The sequence below is a fragment of the Vogesella alkaliphila genome (genome assembly GCF_014652475.1).
Lineage (GTDB): Bacteria > Pseudomonadota > Gammaproteobacteria > Burkholderiales > Chromobacteriaceae > Vogesella > Vogesella alkaliphila.
Genome location: NZ_BMYW01000005.1, coordinates 232802 through 251314, shown reverse-complemented (window position 1 = coordinate 251314; position 18513 = coordinate 232802). Strand labels below are relative to the sequence as shown.

18 protein-coding genes are annotated in these 18513 nt (G+C 66.2%); 13 read left to right on the top strand and 5 right to left on the bottom strand.

The genetic code is table 11. The features are described 5' to 3' along the window. Positions 1–76 precede the first annotated feature (76 nt). The 11 genes from IE100_RS09840 (at position 77) to IE100_RS09795 (ending at position 11110) form a co-directional block, all read left to right on the top strand. Positions 77–1246, top strand: a complete 1170-nt coding sequence (locus IE100_RS09840) for an isovaleryl-CoA dehydrogenase (protein WP_189373901.1) — start codon at positions 77–79, stop codon at positions 1244–1246. Between the two features lie 126 nt (positions 1247–1372). After that, the gene (locus tag IE100_RS09835; RefSeq protein WP_189373900.1) at positions 1373–2971 is read left to right on the top strand and encodes a carboxyl transferase domain-containing protein; all 1599 of its coding nucleotides are present in this window, start codon (positions 1373–1375) and stop codon (positions 2969–2971) included. Between the two features lie 142 nt (positions 2972–3113). Then, complete coding sequence (locus tag IE100_RS09830) at positions 3114–3899, top strand: enoyl-CoA hydratase/isomerase family protein (RefSeq protein ID WP_189373899.1); 786 nt, start codon at positions 3114–3116, stop codon at positions 3897–3899. A gap of 186 nt (positions 3900–4085) precedes the next feature. Then, positions 4086–4217: a hypothetical protein gene (locus IE100_RS16525; RefSeq protein WP_268245123.1), complete on the top strand. Its 132-nt coding sequence runs from the start codon at positions 4086–4088 to the stop codon at positions 4215–4217. Further along, positions 4207–6174 carry an acetyl/propionyl/methylcrotonyl-CoA carboxylase subunit alpha gene (locus IE100_RS09825; RefSeq protein WP_189373898.1) on the top strand — a complete coding sequence of 656 codons (1968 nt, stop codon included), beginning with the start codon at positions 4207–4209 and terminating at the stop codon, positions 6172–6174. The genes IE100_RS16525 and IE100_RS09825 overlap by 11 nt, the downstream gene beginning before the upstream one ends. Positions 6175–6193: 19 nt before the next feature. Further along, complete coding sequence (locus tag IE100_RS09820; protein ID WP_189373897.1) at positions 6194–7087, top strand: hydroxymethylglutaryl-CoA lyase; 894 nt, start codon at positions 6194–6196, stop codon at positions 7085–7087. Positions 7088–7266: 179 nt separating this feature from the next. After that, positions 7267–8334 (top strand): dTDP-glucose 4,6-dehydratase, encoded by a 1068-nt coding sequence (rfbB, locus tag IE100_RS09815; protein WP_189373896.1) that lies wholly within the window; start codon positions 7267–7269, stop codon positions 8332–8334. After that, entirely contained in the window at positions 8331–9242 is a 912-nt protein-coding gene (gene rfbD / locus IE100_RS09810; protein WP_189373895.1) for a dTDP-4-dehydrorhamnose reductase, read from the top strand. Before rfbB ends, rfbD begins: the two co-directional genes overlap by 4 nt. Next, a complete protein-coding gene (gene rfbA, locus IE100_RS09805) occupies positions 9239–10117 on the top strand; it encodes a glucose-1-phosphate thymidylyltransferase RfbA (RefSeq protein ID WP_189373894.1) in 879 nt (292 codons plus the stop codon). The genes rfbD and rfbA overlap by 4 nt, the downstream gene beginning before the upstream one ends. Then, entirely contained in the window at positions 10118–10663 is a 546-nt protein-coding gene (rfbC, locus tag IE100_RS09800) for a dTDP-4-dehydrorhamnose 3,5-epimerase (protein ID WP_189373893.1), read from the top strand. 108 nt (positions 10664–10771) lie between these two features. Beyond that, a complete protein-coding gene (locus IE100_RS09795; protein ID WP_189373892.1) occupies positions 10772–11110 on the top strand; it encodes a DUF2249 domain-containing protein in 339 nt (112 codons plus the stop codon). A 71-nt stretch (positions 11111–11181) separates the two neighbouring features. Here IE100_RS09795 and IE100_RS09790 read toward each other — a convergent pair whose 3' ends face one another. Together IE100_RS09790 and IE100_RS09785 are read right to left on the bottom strand one after the other, a co-directional pair. Next, positions 11182–11946: an IclR family transcriptional regulator gene (locus IE100_RS09790; protein WP_189373891.1), complete on the bottom strand. Its 765-nt coding sequence runs from the start codon at positions 11944–11946 to the stop codon at positions 11182–11184. Positions 11947–11948: 2 nt separating this feature from the next. Further along, positions 11949–12191, bottom strand: a complete 243-nt coding sequence (locus tag IE100_RS09785; RefSeq protein WP_189373890.1) for a hypothetical protein — start codon at positions 12189–12191, stop codon at positions 11949–11951. Between IE100_RS09785 and IE100_RS09780 the strand changes: the two genes are divergently transcribed. Further along, positions 12171–12710, top strand: a complete 540-nt coding sequence (locus IE100_RS09780) for a VOC family protein (protein WP_189373889.1) — start codon at positions 12171–12173, stop codon at positions 12708–12710. The two genes, IE100_RS09785 and IE100_RS09780, sit on opposite strands and share 21 nt — an antisense overlap. A gap of 188 nt (positions 12711–12898) precedes the next feature. Further along, entirely contained in the window at positions 12899–14860 is a 1962-nt protein-coding gene (locus tag IE100_RS09775) for an acetoacetate--CoA ligase (protein ID WP_189373888.1), read from the top strand. A gap of 78 nt (positions 14861–14938) precedes the next feature. Here IE100_RS09775 and IE100_RS09770 read toward each other — a convergent pair whose 3' ends face one another. The 3 genes from IE100_RS09770 to cysS all read right to left on the bottom strand — a co-directional run bounded on the left by IE100_RS09770 (position 14939) and on the right by cysS (position 18388). After that, entirely contained in the window at positions 14939–16582 is a 1644-nt protein-coding gene (locus IE100_RS09770) for an ArnT family glycosyltransferase (RefSeq protein WP_189373887.1), read from the bottom strand. Between the two features lie 94 nt (positions 16583–16676). After that, positions 16677–16892, bottom strand: a complete 216-nt coding sequence (gene rpmE, locus IE100_RS09765; protein WP_189373886.1) for a 50S ribosomal protein L31 — start codon at positions 16890–16892, stop codon at positions 16677–16679. A 125-nt stretch (positions 16893–17017) separates the two neighbouring features. Continuing rightward, positions 17018–18388, bottom strand: coding sequence for a cysteine--tRNA ligase (cysS, locus tag IE100_RS09760; protein ID WP_189373885.1), 1371 nt, complete (start codon positions 18386–18388; stop codon positions 17018–17020). Positions 18389–18513 lie beyond the last annotated feature (125 nt).

The window sequence follows — 18513 nt, the reverse complement described above, 5'->3', positions numbered from 1 at the left end:
CGCCATCCGCTACAACACAGAGATAGCCGCCACGAGATGCCACCGGCACCGGGCAGTTCGCATAAAGGAGAGACACATGTACAGCAGCTTGCGCTTTGCCCACGGTGACACCTACGACATGCTGCGCGAAACGGTGCGCGACTTCGCCCAGAGCGAGATCGCGCCGCGCGCCGCCGACATCGACCGCGACAACCTGTTCCCGGCCGACCTGTGGAAGAAGTTCGGCGACCTGGGCCTGTTGGGCATCACCGTCAGCGAGGAATACGGCGGCGCCAACATGGGCTACCTCGCGCACATGATCGCGATGGAGGAAATCTCCCGCGCCAGCGCCTCGGTGGCCCTCTCCTACGGCGCGCACTCCAACCTGTGCGTGAACCAGATCTACAAGAACGGCAACGAAGAGCAGAAGCGGAAATACCTGCCCAAGCTGATCTCCGGCGAACACGTCGGCGCGCTGGCGATGTCCGAGCCGAACGCCGGCTCCGACGTGGTGAGCATGAAGCTGCGCGCCGACAAGGTCGACGGCGGCTACAAGCTCAACGGCAGCAAGATGTGGATCACCAACGGCGGCGACGCCGACACCTTGGTGGTGTACGCCAAGACCGATGTCAACGCCGGGCCGAAAGGCATCACCGCCTTCATCATCGAGAAGGGGTTTGCCGGCTTCAGCCACGGCAGCAAGCTGGACAAGCTGGGCATGCGCGGCTCCAACACCTACCCGATCTTCTTTGATGACTGCTTCGTGCCGGATGAGAACGTGCTGGGCGGCGAAGGCAATGGCGTGAAGGTGCTGATGAGCGGCCTCGACTTCGAGCGCGCGGTGCTGTCCGCCGGCCCGCTGGGCATCATGCAGGCCTGCATGGACGTGGTGGTGCCGTACCTGAACGACCGCAAGCAGTTCGGTCAGGCCATCGGCGACTTCCAGCTGATGCAGGGCAAGCTGGCCGACATGTACGTGAAGCTGTCCGCCAGCCGCGCCTACGTGTACGCGGTGGGCCAGGCACTGGACCGCGGCGAATCCGGGCGCCAGACGCGCAAGGACGCCGCCGGCGCCATCCTCTACGCCGCCGAGAGCGCTACCCAGATGGCGCTGGACGCCATCCAGTGCCTGGGCGGCAACGGCTACATCAACGAGTACCCGACCGGCCGCCTGCTGCGCGACGCCAAGCTGTACGAGATCGGCGCCGGCACCAGCGAGATCCGCCGCTGGCTGATCGGCCGCGAACTGATGGCGGAAACCCGCTAAATCTCTTTTCGCCACAGAACCCACGGAAAACACAGACTAAACCAGCCGTTCAAACCGCTGCTTTCTTGCTGTTCTTTTCCATGGTTTCTGTGGATTCTGTGGCAAAAATAAAAGGTCTTCCAGATCATGCCCATCATCGAATCCAAGCTCTCCCCCCGCGCCGCCGATTTCCAGGCCAACGCCGCCAAGATGCACGCCATCGTGGCCGATCTGAAAGACAAGGTCGCCCGCGCCGCGCTGGGTGGCGGCGACAAGGCGCGTGCCAAGCACGTGGCCCGCGGCAAGCTGCTGCCGCGCGAACGCATCGACCTGCTGCTGGATGCCGGCTCGCCGTTCCTGGAGCTGTCGCAGTTGGCCGCCTACGGCATGTACGGCGACGACGCGCCGGGCGCCAGCGTCATCACAGGGATTGGCCGCATCGGCGGCATCGAATGCCTGATCATCGCCAACGACGCCACCGTCAAGGGCGGCACCTACTACCCGATGACGGTGAAGAAACACCTGCGCGCGCAGGAGATCGCCCGCGAAAACCGCCTGCCCTGTGTCTACCTGGTGGATTCCGGCGGCGCCTTCCTGCCGCTGCAGGACGAGGTCTTCCCGGACCGCGACCACTTCGGCCGCATCTTCTACAACCAGGCCAACCTGTCCGCCGCCGGCATTCCGCAGATCGCGGTGGTGATGGGCAGCTGCACCGCCGGCGGCGCCTACGTGCCGGCGATGAGCGACGAGACGGTGATCGTCAAGGAACAGGGCACCATCTTCCTGGGCGGCCCGCCGCTGGTGAAGGCCGCCACCGGTGAAGTGGTGTCGGCGGAAGAACTGGGCGGCGGCGACGTGCACACCCGCGTGTCCGGCGTGGCCGACCACCTGGCGCAGAACGATGCCCATGCGCTGGCCATCGCCCGCCGCATCGTGTCCGACCTCAACTGGAAGAAACAGGGCGAGCTGGACCGCGCCGAGCCGAAGCCACCGCGCTACGCCGCGGAGGAAATCTACGGCGTGATTCCGGCCGATGCGAAAAAGCCGTTCGACGTGCGCGAGATCATCGCCCGCCTGGTGGACGACTCGGACTTCGACGAATTCAAGCAGAACTACGGAACAACTCTCGTTACCGGCTTTGCCCGCCTGAACGGCTACCGCGTCGGCATCATCGCCAACAACGGCATCCTGTTCAGCGAATCCGCGCTCAAGGGCGCGCACTTTGTCGAGCTGTGCTGCCAGCGCGGCATCCCGCTGATCTTCCTGCAGAACATCACCGGCTTCATGGTGGGCAAGAAATACGAAAACGGCGGCATCGCCAAGGACGGCGCCAAGCTGGTGACCGCCGTGGCCTGCGCCAGCGTGCCCAAGTTCACCGTGCTGATCGGCGGCAGCTTTGGCGCCGGCAACTACGGCATGTGCGGCCGCGCCTACTCGCCGCGCTTCCTGTGGATGTGGCCGAACAGCCGCATCTCGGTAATGGGCGGCGAACAGGCCGCCGGCGTGCTGGCGCAGGTGAAGAAGGAACAACTGGGCGACGCCTTCACGCCGGAGCAGGAAGAAGCGCTGAAAGCGCCGGTGCGCGAGCAGTACGAGCATCAGGGCCACCCCTACTACGCCAGCGCGCGGCTGTGGGACGACGGCGTGATCGACCCGGCGCAAACGCGCGAGGTACTGAGCCTGGCGCTGGAAGCCAGCCTCTCGGCACCGGTGGAAAAAACACGCTTTGGCGTGTTCCGCATGTAATTTTCTTTAGCCACGGAATCCACAGAAAACACGGACAACGGCGCCCGCATGGATGGCCGCCACAGCGTAGAAACATCCAGGCTGGCGTGACTTCGGTGTTCTTCCGTGGCTTCTGTGGCAAATAAAAAGAAAGGGTTTTCCAATGACTTACAGCACCTTGGAAATCGAACGCGCCGGCCAGGTCGCCACCGTGTGGATGAACCGCCCGGAGCTGCACAACGCGATGAACGAGCACCTGATCGCCGATCTCACCGCCGCCTTCCGCACTCTGAACGAGGATGCCGGTGTGCGCGTGATCGTGCTGGCCGGACGCGGCAAGAGCTTTTCCGCCGGTGCCGATCTGGACTGGATGCGTCGCGCCGCCGGCTACAGCGAGGCGCAGAACCTCGACGACGCGCGCAAGCTGGCGGCGATGCTCAAAGGCATCTACCGCAGCAAGAAGCCGGTGATCGCGCGCATCCACGGTGCGGCGATGGCCGGCGGCACCGGCCTGACCGCGGTATGCGACATCGCCATCGCCACCGACGCCGCCAAGTTCGCGCTGACCGAAGTACGGCTGGGGCTGATCCCGGCCACCATCGGCCCCTACGTGGCGGATGCCATCGGCTGGCGCCAGGCGCGACGCTACTTCCTCACCGCCGAACGCATCGACGCCGCCACCGCCGAACGCATCGGCCTGGTGCACGAGGTGGTGCCCGTCGAGGCCTTGGATGCGCGCGTGACCGAGGTGGCCGCCGAACTGGTCCGTGGCGGGCCGCACGCGCTGACCGCCGCCAAGGAGCTGCTGGGCGACCTGCGCCAGGACTCGCCGCTGGACGACACGCTGCTGGACGATACCGCGCACGCCATCGCCGCCATCCGTGTCACCGACGAGGCACGCGAAGGCCTGGCCGCCTTCTTCGACAAGCGTCCACCCAGCTGGATTTGATCCCCCTTTAGCCACAGAAACCACAGAACAACACCGACATGAACCCGGTACCCAGCGAAGGCTTCCGTGTCTTTCGTGGGTTCTGTAGCAAAAAGTTGAAGAGATGCCATGCACGCCTACCCTACTCCTTGCGCCAGCCGCGCTGCGGCCAACCTTGAGCAGACCACTAGCCAGGTAACCAGCCCCATGTTCACCAAGATCCTCATCGCCAACCGTGGCGACCAGCAGCCGCAAGGCTGCGCAGCTGCGCAGCAAAATCGCCTGGCGGCACGCATGTGCCGCGGCGGGTTCGCCACGGGAGACCACCATGTTCACTAAGATCCTCATCGCCAACCGTGGCGAAATCGCCTGCCGCGTGATCAAGACCGCCCGCGCCATGGGCATCCGTACCGTGGCGGTGTACTCCGATGCCGACGCGGGTGCCCGCTTCGTGAAGCTGGCGGATGAAGCCTACCGCCTGGGACCGGCACCGGCGGCCGAGTCCTACCTCAAGGCCGACCTGATCCTCGACATTGCCAAGCAAAGCGGCGCGCAGGCGGTGCACCCGGGCTACGGCTTCCTGTCGGAGAACGAAGACTTCGCCGCCGCCTGCGAGGCTGCCGGCATCGCCTTCATCGGCCCGCCGGCTTCCGCCATCGCCGCCATGGGCAGCAAGTCCGCGGCCAAGGCGCTGATGGAAACAGCCAACGTGCCGCTGGTGCCGGGCTACCACGGCGACAATCAGGATGAACAGTTCCTGAAGACGCAAGCCGACAACATGGGCTACCCGGTGCTGATCAAGGCCAGCGCCGGCGGTGGCGGCAAGGGCATGCGCATCGTGGAGCGCAGCGACGACTTTATCGCCGCGCTGGCCAGCTGCCAGCGCGAGGCGCGCGCCAGCTTCGGCGACGACAAAGTGCTGGTCGAGAAATACCTGACCCGCCCGCGCCATGTAGAGATTCAAGTGTTCGCCGACAGCCTGGGCGGCTGCGTCTACTTGTTCGAGCGCGACTGCTCGGTGCAGCGCCGCCACCAGAAAGTGCTGGAAGAAGCCCCGGCGCCGCACCTGCCGGCGGCAACCCGCCAGGCGATGGGCGAAGCAGCAGTGGCCGCCGCCCGCGCCGTGGGTTACGTGGGCGCCGGCACCGTGGAATTCATCATGGACGTGGAGTCGGGGCAGTTCTACTTCATGGAAATGAACACCCGCCTGCAGGTGGAGCATCCGGTCACCGAGATGATCACCGGCCAGGACCTGGTGGCCTGGCAGCTGAAGGTGGCCAGCGGCCAGCCGCTGCCGTTGCAGCAGCATGAGCTTGCTATCCACGGCCACAGCATCGAGGCGCGCATCTACGCCGAAGACCCGGACAAGGGCTTCCTGCCGGCCACCGGCACGCTGCTGCACCTGGTACCGCCAGTGGAAAATGCCCACGTGCGCGTCGACACCGGCGTGCTGCAGGGCGATACCATTTCGCCGTTCTACGACCCGATGATCGCCAAGCTGATCGTGTGGGGCGAAACGCGCGAGGCGGCGCTGCAGCAGCTGGACGCCGCGCTGGCCGCCTACCAGGTGGTGGGCGTCACCACCAATATCCGCTTCCTGCGCCGCATTGCGGCCAACCCGGCGTTTGCCAGCGGCGACGTCGACACCGGCCTGATCGCCCGCTACCACGACAGTCTGCTGCCCGCGCCGGTAGCACCGTCCAGCGAGCAGCTGGCGCTGCTGGCGGTGGGCGAAACGTTGGCCGCCGCCAGCAGCGACGACCACGCCTTCGGCGCGCTGCAGGGCTGGCGCCTAAACGGGGAGCTTACGCGCCGCATCGGCTTTACCCACGGCGAGCAGCGCTGCGACGTGCTGCTGCGTTACGACGGCAAGGGCTTCGTGCTCACCATCGGCGATGACACCTTCCACGCCAGCGCCAGCCTGCACGGCAAGCGGCTTGCGGCCAACCTTGGCGGCAAGCAGTTGCAGGCCACGCTGGTGCGCCACGGCTTGCAGCGCGTGCTGTTTACCGGCGGCGAACGCATTGCCGTGGACTACCTCGATCCTTACGCCTATGAAGAAGCAGGCGTGCACGGCGAAACCCACATGAAGGCGCCGATGCCAGGCCGCGTGGTGGCACTGCTGGCCGAAGCCGGCGCCCGCGTGGCCAAGGGCGAGCCGCTGCTGATCCTGGAAGCGATGAAAATGGAACACACCATTACCGCGCCGGCCGACGGCAAGGTGCTGGCCTTCTACTTTGCCGCCGGCGAACAGGTGAACGACGGCGACGAGCTGGTGGATTTCGAAGCCGACTGAGCCGGCAAAGGACATAGCCATGACACATGTAAAGATCGTCGAAGTCGGCCCGCGCGACGGGCTGCAGAACGAAAAGCACAGCATCAGCCTGGCCACCAAGCTGGAGCTGATCGAAAGGTTGGCCGCGGCCGGCTTGCGTACCATCGAGGCCGGCGCCTTCGTGTCGCCCAAGTGGGTGCCGCAGATGGCGGACAGCCTGCAGGTACTGCAGGCGCTGGACCTGAACGCCGGCATCGACTACCCGGTACTGGTGCCCAACGACAAGGGCCTGGACGCGGCGCTGGAGGCCGGCGTGCGCGAAATCGCGGTGTTCGGCGCCGCCAGCGAGGCGTTCAGCCAGAAGAACATCAACGCCAGCATCGCCGAGAGCCTGCAGCGCTTCGAGTCGGTGATGAAGCGCGCGCTGGCCGAAGGCATCAAGGTGCGCGGCTACGTGTCCTGCGTGCTGGGCTGCCCGTACGAGGGCGACATCGCCCCGTACAAGGTGGCCGAGGTGGCGCGGGCGCTGTACAACATGGGCTGCTACGAAATCTCGCTGGGCGATACCATCGGCGTGGGCACCCCCAACAAGGTGACGGCGATGCTGGACGCGGTGAGCGAGGCGGTGCCGGTGGCCAAGCTGGCCGGTCACTTCCACGACACCTACGGCATGGCCATCGCCAACATCCACACCGCGCTGCAGGCCGGGGTGCGCACCTTCGACAGCTCGGTGTCCGGCCTGGGCGGCTGCCCGTACGCCAAGGGCGCCTCCGGCAACGTGGCCACCGAGGACGTGGTCTACCTGCTGCATGGCCTGGGCTACCACACCGGGGTGGACCTGGACAAACTGGCCGATACCGCCTGGTTCATCGCCGAGGCGCTGGTGCGCGAGCCGGGTTCGCGCTACGCCAAGGCGCGCGGCCTGCGCAGCTGAGTCCTTGCCGTCCACGCGGCCAGCCGGCGACCAAGATCGCCGGCTGGCCGTTGTCTTTGCCGCTGCCGGCGGCTCGTGTTACGTCGCCAAGGCCAGTACAATCCGGCATGATTCAGTCTCGTGGCGGTGCGCCGCCGCACTGCGACCTTCCCGACCGACTTCCGCAAGCAAAGAGCAACATGACCATTCTGGTAACCGGTGGTGCCGGCTTCATCGGCGGCAATTTCGTGCTGGACTGGCTGGCCGGCAGTGACGAGCCGGTCGTCAACCTGGACAAGCTGAGCTATGCCGGCAATCTGCAGACGCTGGCCAGCCTGCATGGCGATGACCGTCACCGCTTCGTGCATGGCGATATCGGTGACAGTGACCTGCTGGATCGCCTGCTGGCCGAACACCAGCCGCGCGCGGTGATCCACTTTGCCGCCGAGAGCCACGTCGACCGCTCGCTGCACGGCCCAGGCGACTTCATCGATACCAACATCGTCGGCACCTTCAAGCTGCTGGAAGCGGTGCGCGGCTACTGGAGCGGGCTGCCCGCCAGCGACAAGGCCGCCTTCCGCCTGCTGCACGTGTCCACCGACGAGGTCTACGGCACCTTGGCCGCAGACGACGCCCCGTTTACCGAAGCGCACCGCTACCAGCCGAACAGCCCCTACTCCGCCAGCAAGGCCGCCGCCGACCACCTGGTGCGCGCCTGGCACCACAGCTACGGCCTGCCGGTACTGACCACCCACTGCAGCAACAACTACGGCCCGTACCACTTCCCGGAGAAGCTGATCCCGCTGGTCATCCTCAACGCGCTGGCCGGCAAGCCGCTGCCGGTTTACGGCGACGGCCAGCAGGTCCGCGACTGGCTGTATGTGACGGACCACTGTGCCGCCCTCCGCCGCGTGCTGGACGCCGGCACGCCGGGCGAGACCTACAACGTCGGCGGCGGCAACGAAAAAACCAACCTCGACGTGGTGCGCACCATCTGCCGCCTGCTGGACGAATTGCGCCCGCGCGCCGACGGCAAGGGCTACGCCGAACAGATCAGCCATGTGCAGGACCGCCCCGGCCACGACCGCCGCTACGCCATCGACGCGCGCAAGCTGGCACGCGAGCTGGGCTGGCAACCGGCGGAAACCTTCGACTCCGGCATCCGCAAGACCGTGCGCTGGTATCTGGACAACCAGGACTGGGCCGCGGGCGTCAGCAGCGGCCGTTACCGCGACTGGCTAACACAACAATACGGAGACCAGCCATGAACTACCCGGCAAGAATCCTGATCACCGGCGGCAGCGGCCAAGTCGGCTTCGAGCTCCGGCGCGCGCTGGCGCTGCACGGGGTGCTGAGCTGCCCCGACCGCCGGCAATTCGACCTGGCGGCCCCGCACACCCTCAGCGCGACGCTGGACGCCCTGCAGCCCGACATCATCGTCAATGCCGCGGCCTATACCGCGGTCGATCAGGCCGAGGACGAGATCGCGCTGGCCCATGCCGTCAACGCCGCGGCGCCGGCACTGCTGGCCCAGTGGGCCGCGGCCAACAAGGCGCTGCTGGTGCACTACTCCAGCGACTACGTGTTCGATGGCAGCAAGTTCGGCGCCTGGCAGGAAGACGACGCCGCCAATCCGCAATCGGTGTACGGCCGCAGCAAATGGCTGGGCGAACAGGCGATCCGCGACAGCGGCTGCCGCCACTACATCCTGCGCAGTTCGTGGGTGGCCGGCGTCTACGGCCAGAACTTCCTGAAGGCCATGCTCAGGTTGGCCGCAACGCGCGACCGCCTCACCGTGGTCGACGACCAGTTCGGCGCCCCGACCCCGGCCAGCCTGCTGGCGGACGTGTGCGCGCTGTTGCTGCCGCACTACGCCAACTACCCCGACAGCACCAGCTACGGCACCTACCACCTTGCCGCCAGCGGCCGCACCAGCTGGCACGACTACGCCGCCCACGTCATCGCGCTGGCCCGCGACGCCGGCTGGGCGCTGATGCTGCCACCGGATGGCCTGCACGCGGTCAGCAGCGACGAGTACCCGCAACGGGCCACGCGGCCGGCCAATTCCGTGCTCGACTGCAGCAAGCTACGGCAGACCTTCGGCCTGCAGCTGCCGTCGTGGCAGGAAGGCGTGACGCAGGTGTTCCAGACCCTCGATAACGCAAGAAAACCATGAACCGCAAAGGCATCATTCTCGCCGGTGGCGCCAATAGCCGCCTGTATCCGGCCACCCTGGCGGTCAGCAAGCAGTTGCTGCCGGTCTACGACAAGCCGCTGATCTACTACCCGCTGACCACGCTGTTGCTGGCCGGCATCCGCGACATCCTGATCATTTCCACGCCGCAGGACACGCCGCGCTTCCGGCAGTTGCTGGGCGACGGCAGCCAGTGGGGCATCCGGCTGCAATACACGGTACAGCCAAGCCCGGACGGCCTGGCGCAGGCCTTCATCCTCGGCGAGTCCTTCCTCGCCGGCGCCCCGTCCGCACTGGTGCTGGGCGACAACATCTTCTACGGCGCCGAGCTGGCCAGCCAGCTGCAGCGCACCGCGGCGCAGACACAGGGCGCCACCGTGTTCGCCTATCGCGTCAACGATCCGGAGCGCTACGGCGTGGTCGAGTTCGATGGCGCAGGCCAGGCCATCAGCATCGAAGAGAAACCGGCGCGACCCAAGTCCCACTACGCCGTCACCGGCCTGTACTTCTACGACGCGCAGGTGGTCGACATCGCCAAGTCGATCAAGCCGTCGCCGCGTGGCGAGCTGGAGATCACCGACGTCAACGCCGCCTACCTCGCGCGCGGCGCGCTCACGGTCGAGACCATGGGCCGCGGCTACGCCTGGCTGGATACCGGCACCCACGACTCGCTGCTGGAGGCCAGCCAGTTCATCGCCACCCTCGAAAAACGCCAGGGCCTGAAGGTGGCCTGTCCGGAAGAGGTGGCGTGGCGCATGGGCTATATCGACGACAGCCAGCTGCAAAGCCTGGCCGCACCGCTGGCCAAGACCGGCTACGGCCGCTACCTGCTGCAATTGCTGCAAGAAGGGCGCTGAATGAGCCAGTTCCGCGAAACCGGTCTGTCCGGCCTGTGGCTGATCGAACCCCGCATCCACGGCGACGAGCGCGGCTTCTTCTACGAGAGCTTCCACCAGCAGCAATTCGATGCCGCCATCGGCCACCATGTCGAATTCGTGCAGGACAACCACTCCCGCTCCAGCCGCGGCGTGCTGCGCGGCCTGCACTACCAGCTGCCGCCACAGGCGCAGGGCAAGCTGGTGCGCTGCGTGGCCGGCGAGGTGTTCGATGTCGCCGTCGACCTGCGTCGTGGCTCCGCCACCTTTGGCCGGCATTTCGGCATCGTCCTGTCCGCGGCCAACCATCGCCAGCTGTGGATTCCGGAAGGCTTCGCCCACGGTTTTGTCACGCTCAGCGAACACGCCGAACTGCTGTACAAGACCACCGCCTACTGGAGCCCGCAGCACGAGCGCGCGCTGCGCTGGGACGACCCGCAGCTGGCGATCGCCTGGCCGCTGCGCGACGGCCTGCAGCTGTCGGCCAAGGATCTCGCCGCGCCCTTGCTAGCCGACGCCGAATACTGAACGCCGAATACCGAACCCTGGCGCCGCCGCGCCTGCGCTTATCTTGCCTCAAGGAAAGCGGCGCGACGGGTGCGTAAGCTGGGCACCGTTACAGACAGGAGTCCATCCATGCACACCCACACCTCTGATTTGTCGGTTTTCCCTTTTGATGCGCGCGGCGTGGCCAAGCGTTTCCGTCATGCCGCCATTTTTGGCGCGCTGGAATCGCTGAACCACGGCGAGCGCATGCGCTTCGTCAACGACCACGACCCGCTGCCGCTGCTCGGCCAGATCGAGCAGCGCTACGGTGGTCAGGTGCTGATCAACTACGTGGAGCGCTCGCCGCAACAGGTCGTCATCGACTTCACCATCCATGTCGCCGACAGCGAGCCGGCACCGGCCCAGGCGCCGGCGCAACAGCAAAGCGGTTGTGGCGGCGGCGGCGGTTGCGGCTGCTCCGGCGGCTAAGCAAGACGGCAACGGGCTGGCATCTGCCAGCCCGTTTTGCTTTCCGTGAGCCGCACCTGCGGCGCCGCGACTCAGCCGCGATAGCCGATCTGCGCGGAGATGTCGGCCGCCGTGCTGCGCAGCCGCTGCGCGATCGTCCCGTTCCAGTCCGAGGAAAATGTCGCCGCCGGCCCCAGCGTGGTCATCACCAGCGCCAGCTGGCCGGCGTGATCGAACACCGGCACGCTGAAGGCATTGATGCCGGGCAAGGGATAGCCCACCGCCCGCGCCATGCCGCGCTCGCGCACCCGCTGCAGCGCCGACTGGAACGCGGCCTGCTCCTCGATACCGGCCTGCCGCGCCGCCATCTCGCTGGCGATCATCTCTTCGGTCAGCCGCGGCGGCAGGTAGGCGGCAAACACCTTGCCGGTTGCCGAATCCAGCAGCGACATCACCGTGCCGGTACGCATATTGATGTGCACCACGCGATTGCACTCCTGGATCCGCACCACGGTCGGGCCGTGGTTGCCCCACACCGCCAGCGCCACGTTCTGCTGGATGTCCAGCGACAGAGCCGCCGCCCGCTCGGTGGCGATCTTGACCGCGTCCAGCTCGTGCAGCGCCACCAGCCCCATCTGCAGTGCAAACGGCCCCAGCTTGTACAGGCCGCTGCCCGCATCCTGCTCGATCAGCCCCAGCTTGCCGAAACTCACCAGATAGGGATGCGCCTTCGCCGCCGGCATGCCGGCCTCGCCGGCCAGGTCCTTCAGCATCATCGGCGCCCCGTGGCGCACCAGCGTCTGCAGCAGGCTGCCACCCACCTCGATTGATTGGATTCCGCGCCGGTCTTTTTCCATCTTTACCCCGTCTTGCCCGCTGGCATGGTCTGTGTTGTCGAAACGGCGGCAATTCTAGCATTTCCACCACGCCGGTCACGGCGATAATATTCGTTATTATCGAACAAATTGACCAATAACGAATTATTGGCTAACTTGCCAGCATCGCCACTGGCCGCCACCGCGATCAGTGCCAGACTGAAATCAGCGCCGCACCCCGGCCACCGCTCACGGAGACAACCATCATGCTGATCAAGAAAATCCACCACGTCGCCTATCGCTGCAAGGACGCCAAGGAAACGGTGGAGTGGTACGTGAAACACCTCGACATGAAGTTCGTGCTGGCGATCGCCGAGAACGAAGTGCCGTCCACCAAGGCGCCGGACCCGTACATGCACGTGTTCCTCGACGCCGGCCAGGGCAACATCCTCGCCTTCTTCGAGCTGCCGACGCGGCCGCCGATGGACCGCGACCCGAACACACCCAACTGGGTGCAGCATCTGGCGATGGAAGTGGACTCGCTGGACACCCTACTCGCCACCAAGGCACGACTGCAGGCGGCCGGCATCGACGTGATCGGCCCCACCGACCACACCATCTTCCAGTCGATCTACTTCTTCGACCCCAACGGCCACCGCCTGGAGCTGGCCTGCAACACCGGCACGCCGAAGATGATGCAGATGCTGGACGAGGTGAAATGGGACATGCTCAACGAATGGGCGGAAACACGGAAGGCGCCGCAGCACGCGCGCTGGATGCACGACGGCAGCTACTCGGAAGACTGAGCCGCCGCGCCTGCGGCCAACCCTGTCCAAGGTTGGCCGCAACACCCCCGCCGGTAGCGGCAGCGATCACGCGGTCGGCGACCTATACCGCAGGCATGGCTGTGCAGTAAACTTGCCGGCAAACAGCTTTCATAATAACGAACGACACCCTTGAGCGACCCCACACGCTTCCTGAGGAGAGACTTGATATGCACGCAGCAGACCATCCGATCTGGCAGCCGTCGCCGGCCCGCCTGAGCGCGACCCACCTGACCGCCTTTACCCGGCTGGCGGAAACGCTGGACAACCAGCGCTACCCCGACTACGCCAGCCTGTGGCACGCCAGCATAGCGCGCCCGGAGCGCTTCTGGAGCCAGCTGTGGGACTACGCCGGCGTGATCGGTGACAAGGGCAGCGTGGCGCTGGAAGACAAGGACGGCATGCGCGCCGCGCGCTTCTTCCCGCAGGCCGCGCTGAACTACGCGGAAAACCTGTTGCGCCGCCGCGATGACACGCTGGCGATGGTGTTCTGGGGCGAGGACAAGGTCAAACGCGAGCTGACCTGGTGGGAGTTGTCCGATCTGGTGTCGCGCCTGCAGCAGGCGATGCTGGCACACGGCATTGCCGAAGGCGACCGCGTCGCCGGCTACATGCCCAACATGCCGGAAACGGTGGCCGCGATGCTGGCCGCCAGCAGCATCGGCGCGGTGTGGACCAGCTGTTCGCCGGACTTCGGCACCGACGGCGCACTGGACCGCTTCGGCCAGACCGCGCCGCGCCTGCTGTTCTGCCCGGACGGCTACTGGTACAACGGCAAGCAGGTCGACATCGCCGAAAAGATGCAGATCATCGCCAGCGGCCTACCGTCGGTGGAAAAAGTGATCGTGGTGCCCTACCTGGAACGCGCCGACGCCTTCGCGGAAACGGTGCCCAAGGCCGTCACCCTGGAGCGCTTCGTCGGCAGCTTCGTCGCCAGCGAGCTGCTGTTCCGCCGCGTCGGCTTCAACCATCCGCTGTTCATCCTCTATTCCAGCGGCACCACCGGCAAGCCGAAGTGCATCGTGCACGGCCACGGCGGTACCCTGCTGCAGCACCTGAAGGAACACCAGCTGCACGCCGACGTGCACGCCGGCGACCGCCTGTTCTACTTCACCACCTGCGGCTGGATGATGTGGAACTGGCTGGTGTCCGGCCTCGCCAGCGGCGCCACGCTGATGCTGTTCGACGGCTCGCCGTTCGCCAAGGGCGGCCGCATCCTGTGGGACTATGCCGAAACCTACCGCTGCACCCATTTCGGCACCTCGGCCAAGTACATCGACGGCCTGCGCAAGATCGACCTGCAGCCCAAGCGCGACTACGACCTGACCTGCCTGCGCGCGGTGTTCTCCACCGGCTCGCCGCTGGTGGCGGAAAGCTTCGACTGGGTGTACGACGCGATCAAGGACGACATTAACCTCGCCTCCATCTCCGGCGGCACCGACATCGTGTCCTGCTTCGCGCTGGGCTGCGCCAGCCTGCCGGTATACCGTGGCGAGCTGCAGTGCCGTGGCCTGGGCATGGCGGTGGAGATCTGGAACGACGCCGGCCAGCCGGTGGTCGGCGAAAAGGGCGAGCTGGTGTGCACCAAACCGTTCCCGTCGATGCCGGTCGGTTTCTGGGGCGACGCGGACGGCGAGAAGTACCGCAAGGCCTACTTCGAGCGTTTCGACAACGTGTGGTGCCACGGCGACTACGCCGAGCTGACCGCCCACGACGGCATGATCATCTACGGCCGCTCCGACGCGGTGCTCAACCCGGGCGGCGTGCGCATCGGCACCGCCGAGATCTACCGCCAGGTGGAAACCTTCGACGCGGTGCTGGACAGCATCGTCGTCGGCCAGCGCTGGCAGGATGACGAGCGCGTGGTGCTGTTCGTCAAGCTGTGCGACGGCTGCGAGCTGGACAAGACGCTGCAGGCCGCCATCCGCGACAAGATCAAGAACGGCGCCAGCCCGCGCCACGTGCCGGCCAAGATCATCGCCGTCGCCGACATCCCGAAGACCATCAGCGGCAAGATCGTGGAGCTGGCGGTGAAGAACGTGATCCACGGCCTGCCGGTGACCAACCTCACCGCGCTGGCCAATCCGGAGGCGCTGCAGCTGTTTGTCGACCTGCCCGAGCTGCAGGACTGAGTGTTGCGGCCAACGTTGGCCGCAACGGCATGAAAAACGCCACCGTCAACGGTGGCGTTTTTCATTGGCGGCGGGTGCTTACGGCAGGCGCTGCCACAACACGAACAGCTCGCGCTTGTCGCGGGCGCGGTTGCCGCGCCAGCGCTCCTGCCAGCCCGGCAACGGCGTTTCGGCGCGGCGGTCGCGCACCATCAGCAACAGCTTGCAGGCCGGTGCGGCGCCGTCGGCCACTGGCTGCAGGCGCAGGCCGGCGTAGTAGGCCCAGCTGATGCGCGCCAGCTGCTGGCTGACCGACACCGACACGCAGTGCTCGCCGGCCGGCATCGCCCGCATCATGCCCTGCACTACCGGCTGGTAGCTCTTGGCGGCATCGAGGAAGGGCAGCCACAGCGTCATCAGCAGCCCCCACAGCAGCGCGAGACCAGCGGCCCAGTTGGTCACCGCCTGGCGGCCACGCAGATGGCGCCGCGTCACCGCCCAGCCCCACAGCGCGGTGGCGACCAGCGCCAGCAGCAGCGCCAGCCACGACACCTGCGGCTCGTAGTAGGGGCTGAAGTAGCGGGCGCGCTCCGCCAGTTTGACCGGCCAGCCGAAGTTCATCGCCGCCCAGCCCAGCCACACCAGCAGCGAGAACAGGCCGAAGGCCATCAGGCCGAACCAGTTGAGGAAGGCGGCCGCGCCACGGCGCAGGCTGTCCAGCTCCACCGCCGCCAGCACCGCCAGCGGCAGCAGCAGCGGCATCGCGTCCTCGGTATGGCTGCGGTTGGAGAAGGTCAGCAGCAGCAGGATCACCGCGAAGAACAGCAGCGGCAACTGCAGCATCGGCAGCTCGTAGCGGCGGTTTTTCCACAGCGTCCACGCCGCCAGCGGCCACGCCGGCCAGCCGTACCACAGCACCAGCTTCGGGTAGTAGCCGAACTCGTGGAACAGGCCCAGGCCGCCGAAGCCGTCCAGCGGTCCCAGCGCGTGGAACTGCCACCAGGCATGGAATACCTCGGGCGCGCCGCGATACAGCGCCAGCGGCCACAGTGCCGCCAGCGGCAACGCGAACAGCAGCGCCATCATGAGCGTGATGGCATAACCCTTGTTGCGCCAGCTGGCGAAGGCCGGCAGCATCAGCGCCACGCTCCACACCAGCAGCACCGGCAACAGGCTGGTGGCAAGGAACAGCACCACCGTCGCCGCGCCGAGGATGGCGCCGGAGAGCGCCGGCGCCCGCCGCGTCAGCACCAGCGCGTACAGCGCCGCGGCATAACCGGCAAAGCCGGCCACCACCGGGTTCATCTCGTGCCCGGTGACGATCAGCCCCAGGCAGCCGATCAGGATCAGCACCACGCTGCGGCCATGCCGTCCCCCGATCAGCTCGCGGCCAACCCCGCCGGCGAAGGCGAGGCCGATGGCCATGAACAGCGGCGTCGCCAGCCGCGCGGCGTCGTGCAGCGACAGCAGCCACGGCGACAGCAGCCGCGCGAACAGCGTGGCCACCCAGTAGTACAGCGGCGCGCTGTCGAGATAGGCCTGGCCGTCGATCGCCGGCAGCCACCACGGCCCGCCGGCCAGCATGTGCTGCACCACGGCGGTGACGTAGGGCTCGTCCGGCTTCCACGGCGTGTGGCCCAGGATGCCCGGCCACAGCCAGGCAAAGGTCAGCAATAACAACAGCCACGGCTTTTCGGTGGCGGCAGGCAGGCGGGACTGGGAGGAGTCGCTATAGGTCAGCATGGGACAGCCGTACTCGGACAATGGGCTTCAGGATAAACCGGAACAACAAAAAAGGCAGCCGTGGCTGCCTTTTTGCGGACTGCTGCAAGCGTAATTAGCGCTTGAAGAAGCTGCCGAACTTCTGGTTGAAGCGGTCAACACGGCCGGCGGTGTCAACGATCTTCTGCTTGCCAGTGTAGAACGGGTGGCACTCGGAGCACACTTCGATGTGGAAGGCGTCTTTAGCCATGGTGGACTTGGTCACGAAAGTGTTGCCGCAGGAGCAAGTCACGTTCACTTCTTTGTAGTTAGGCTGGATGTCAGCTTGCATGGTCTTTTCCTTTTCTATCGGGCGCAGGGGTTTTGCCTGCGCTTCATCTAAAACGCAGCATTATCCGCACTTGACAATGGTTTGGCAAGCAAAAGCTGGCCGCTGGCCAGCCCTGCCCTTCTTGCTCAGACACGGCGCCAGGTGGTGGTGCCGGCGCTGTCTTCCAGCACGATGCCGGCGGCGGTCAACTCGTCGCGGATGCGGTCGGACTCGGCCCAGTTCTTGGCGGCGCGTGCGTCCTTGCGCGCCTGGATCAGCGCCTCGATCTGCGCTGCCGAAAGGCCGTCGCCGGCCTCGCCCTGCAGGAAGGCTTCCGGATCGCGCTGCAACAGGCCCAGCACGCCGCCCAGGTCCTTCAGCAGGCGCGCCTGCTGCACGTCGCGGCTCTTGTTGACTTCGCCGGCCAGCTCAAACAGCACGGAAATCGCCTCGGAAGTACCGAAGTCGTCGTCCATCGCCGCCTTGAAGCGTGCCGCGTAAGGGTTGTTCCAGTCGATGCCGCCGGAGGCCGGCAGATCCAGGCCGCGCAGCGCGGTATAGAGACGGGTCAGGCCCTGCTTGGCGTCGTTCAGGATGCCGTCGGTGAAGTTGACCGGGCTGCGGTAGTGGCTGCGCACGATGAAGAAGCGGATCACCTCGCCGTCGAAATGGCCGAGCACGTCGCGGATGGTGAAGAAGTTGCCCAGACTCTTGGACATCTTCTCGCCGTCGACGTTGATGAAGCCGTTGTGCATCCAGTAGTTCACGTACTGCTGGCCGTGCGCGCCTTCGCTCTGCGCGATCTCGTTCTCGTGGTGCGGGAACTGCAGGTCCTCGCCGCCGCCATGGATGTCGAAATGCTCGCCCAGGTGGTGGCAGCTCATCGCCGAGCACTCGATATGCCAGCCCGGACGGCCAGCGCCCCACGGGCTCTGCCACTGCGGCTCGCCCGGCTTGGCGGCTTTCCACAGCACGAAGTCGTGCGCGTCGCGCTTGTTCGGGTCCACCTCGACGCGCTCGCCGGCGCGCAGGCTGTCCAGCGTCTTGCCGGACAGCTTGCCGTAGCCGTCGAACTCGCGCACCGCGTAGTACACGTCGCCGTTGGCCGCCGGGTAGGCCTTCCCGCGGGAGATCAGCTTGCTGATGATGTCCTGCATGCCGCCGATGTGGGCGGTGGCGCGCGGCTCGAAGGTTGGCCGCAGCAGGCCCAGCGCCTCGGTGTCGGCGTGCATGTCGGCGATGGTTTCCTCCACCAGCGCCTCGGCGCTGATGCCGCGCTCGGCGGCGCGCTTGATGATCTTGTCGTCGATGTCGGTGATGTTGCGCACGTAGGTGACGTCATAACCGGAGGCGGCAAACCAGCGGTAGATCACGTCGAACGCGGTCAGCATCCGCGCGTGGCCGATGTGGCACAGGTCGTAGACGGTCATGCCACACACGTACATCTTTACCTTGCCGGGTTCGATCGGGTTGAATGCTTCTTTCTGGCGGGTCAGTGTGTTGTAAAGATTGAGCATGACTGGATGAGCCTGTGCAGTTGGTTATTGGTGAACCGCTATTGTAGCAAAGCTGTCAATCCCCCCGCAGCGGAGTTTGCCGCTGCCCCGCCCGCACAAAAAACGCTATGCTGGCGGCCATATCT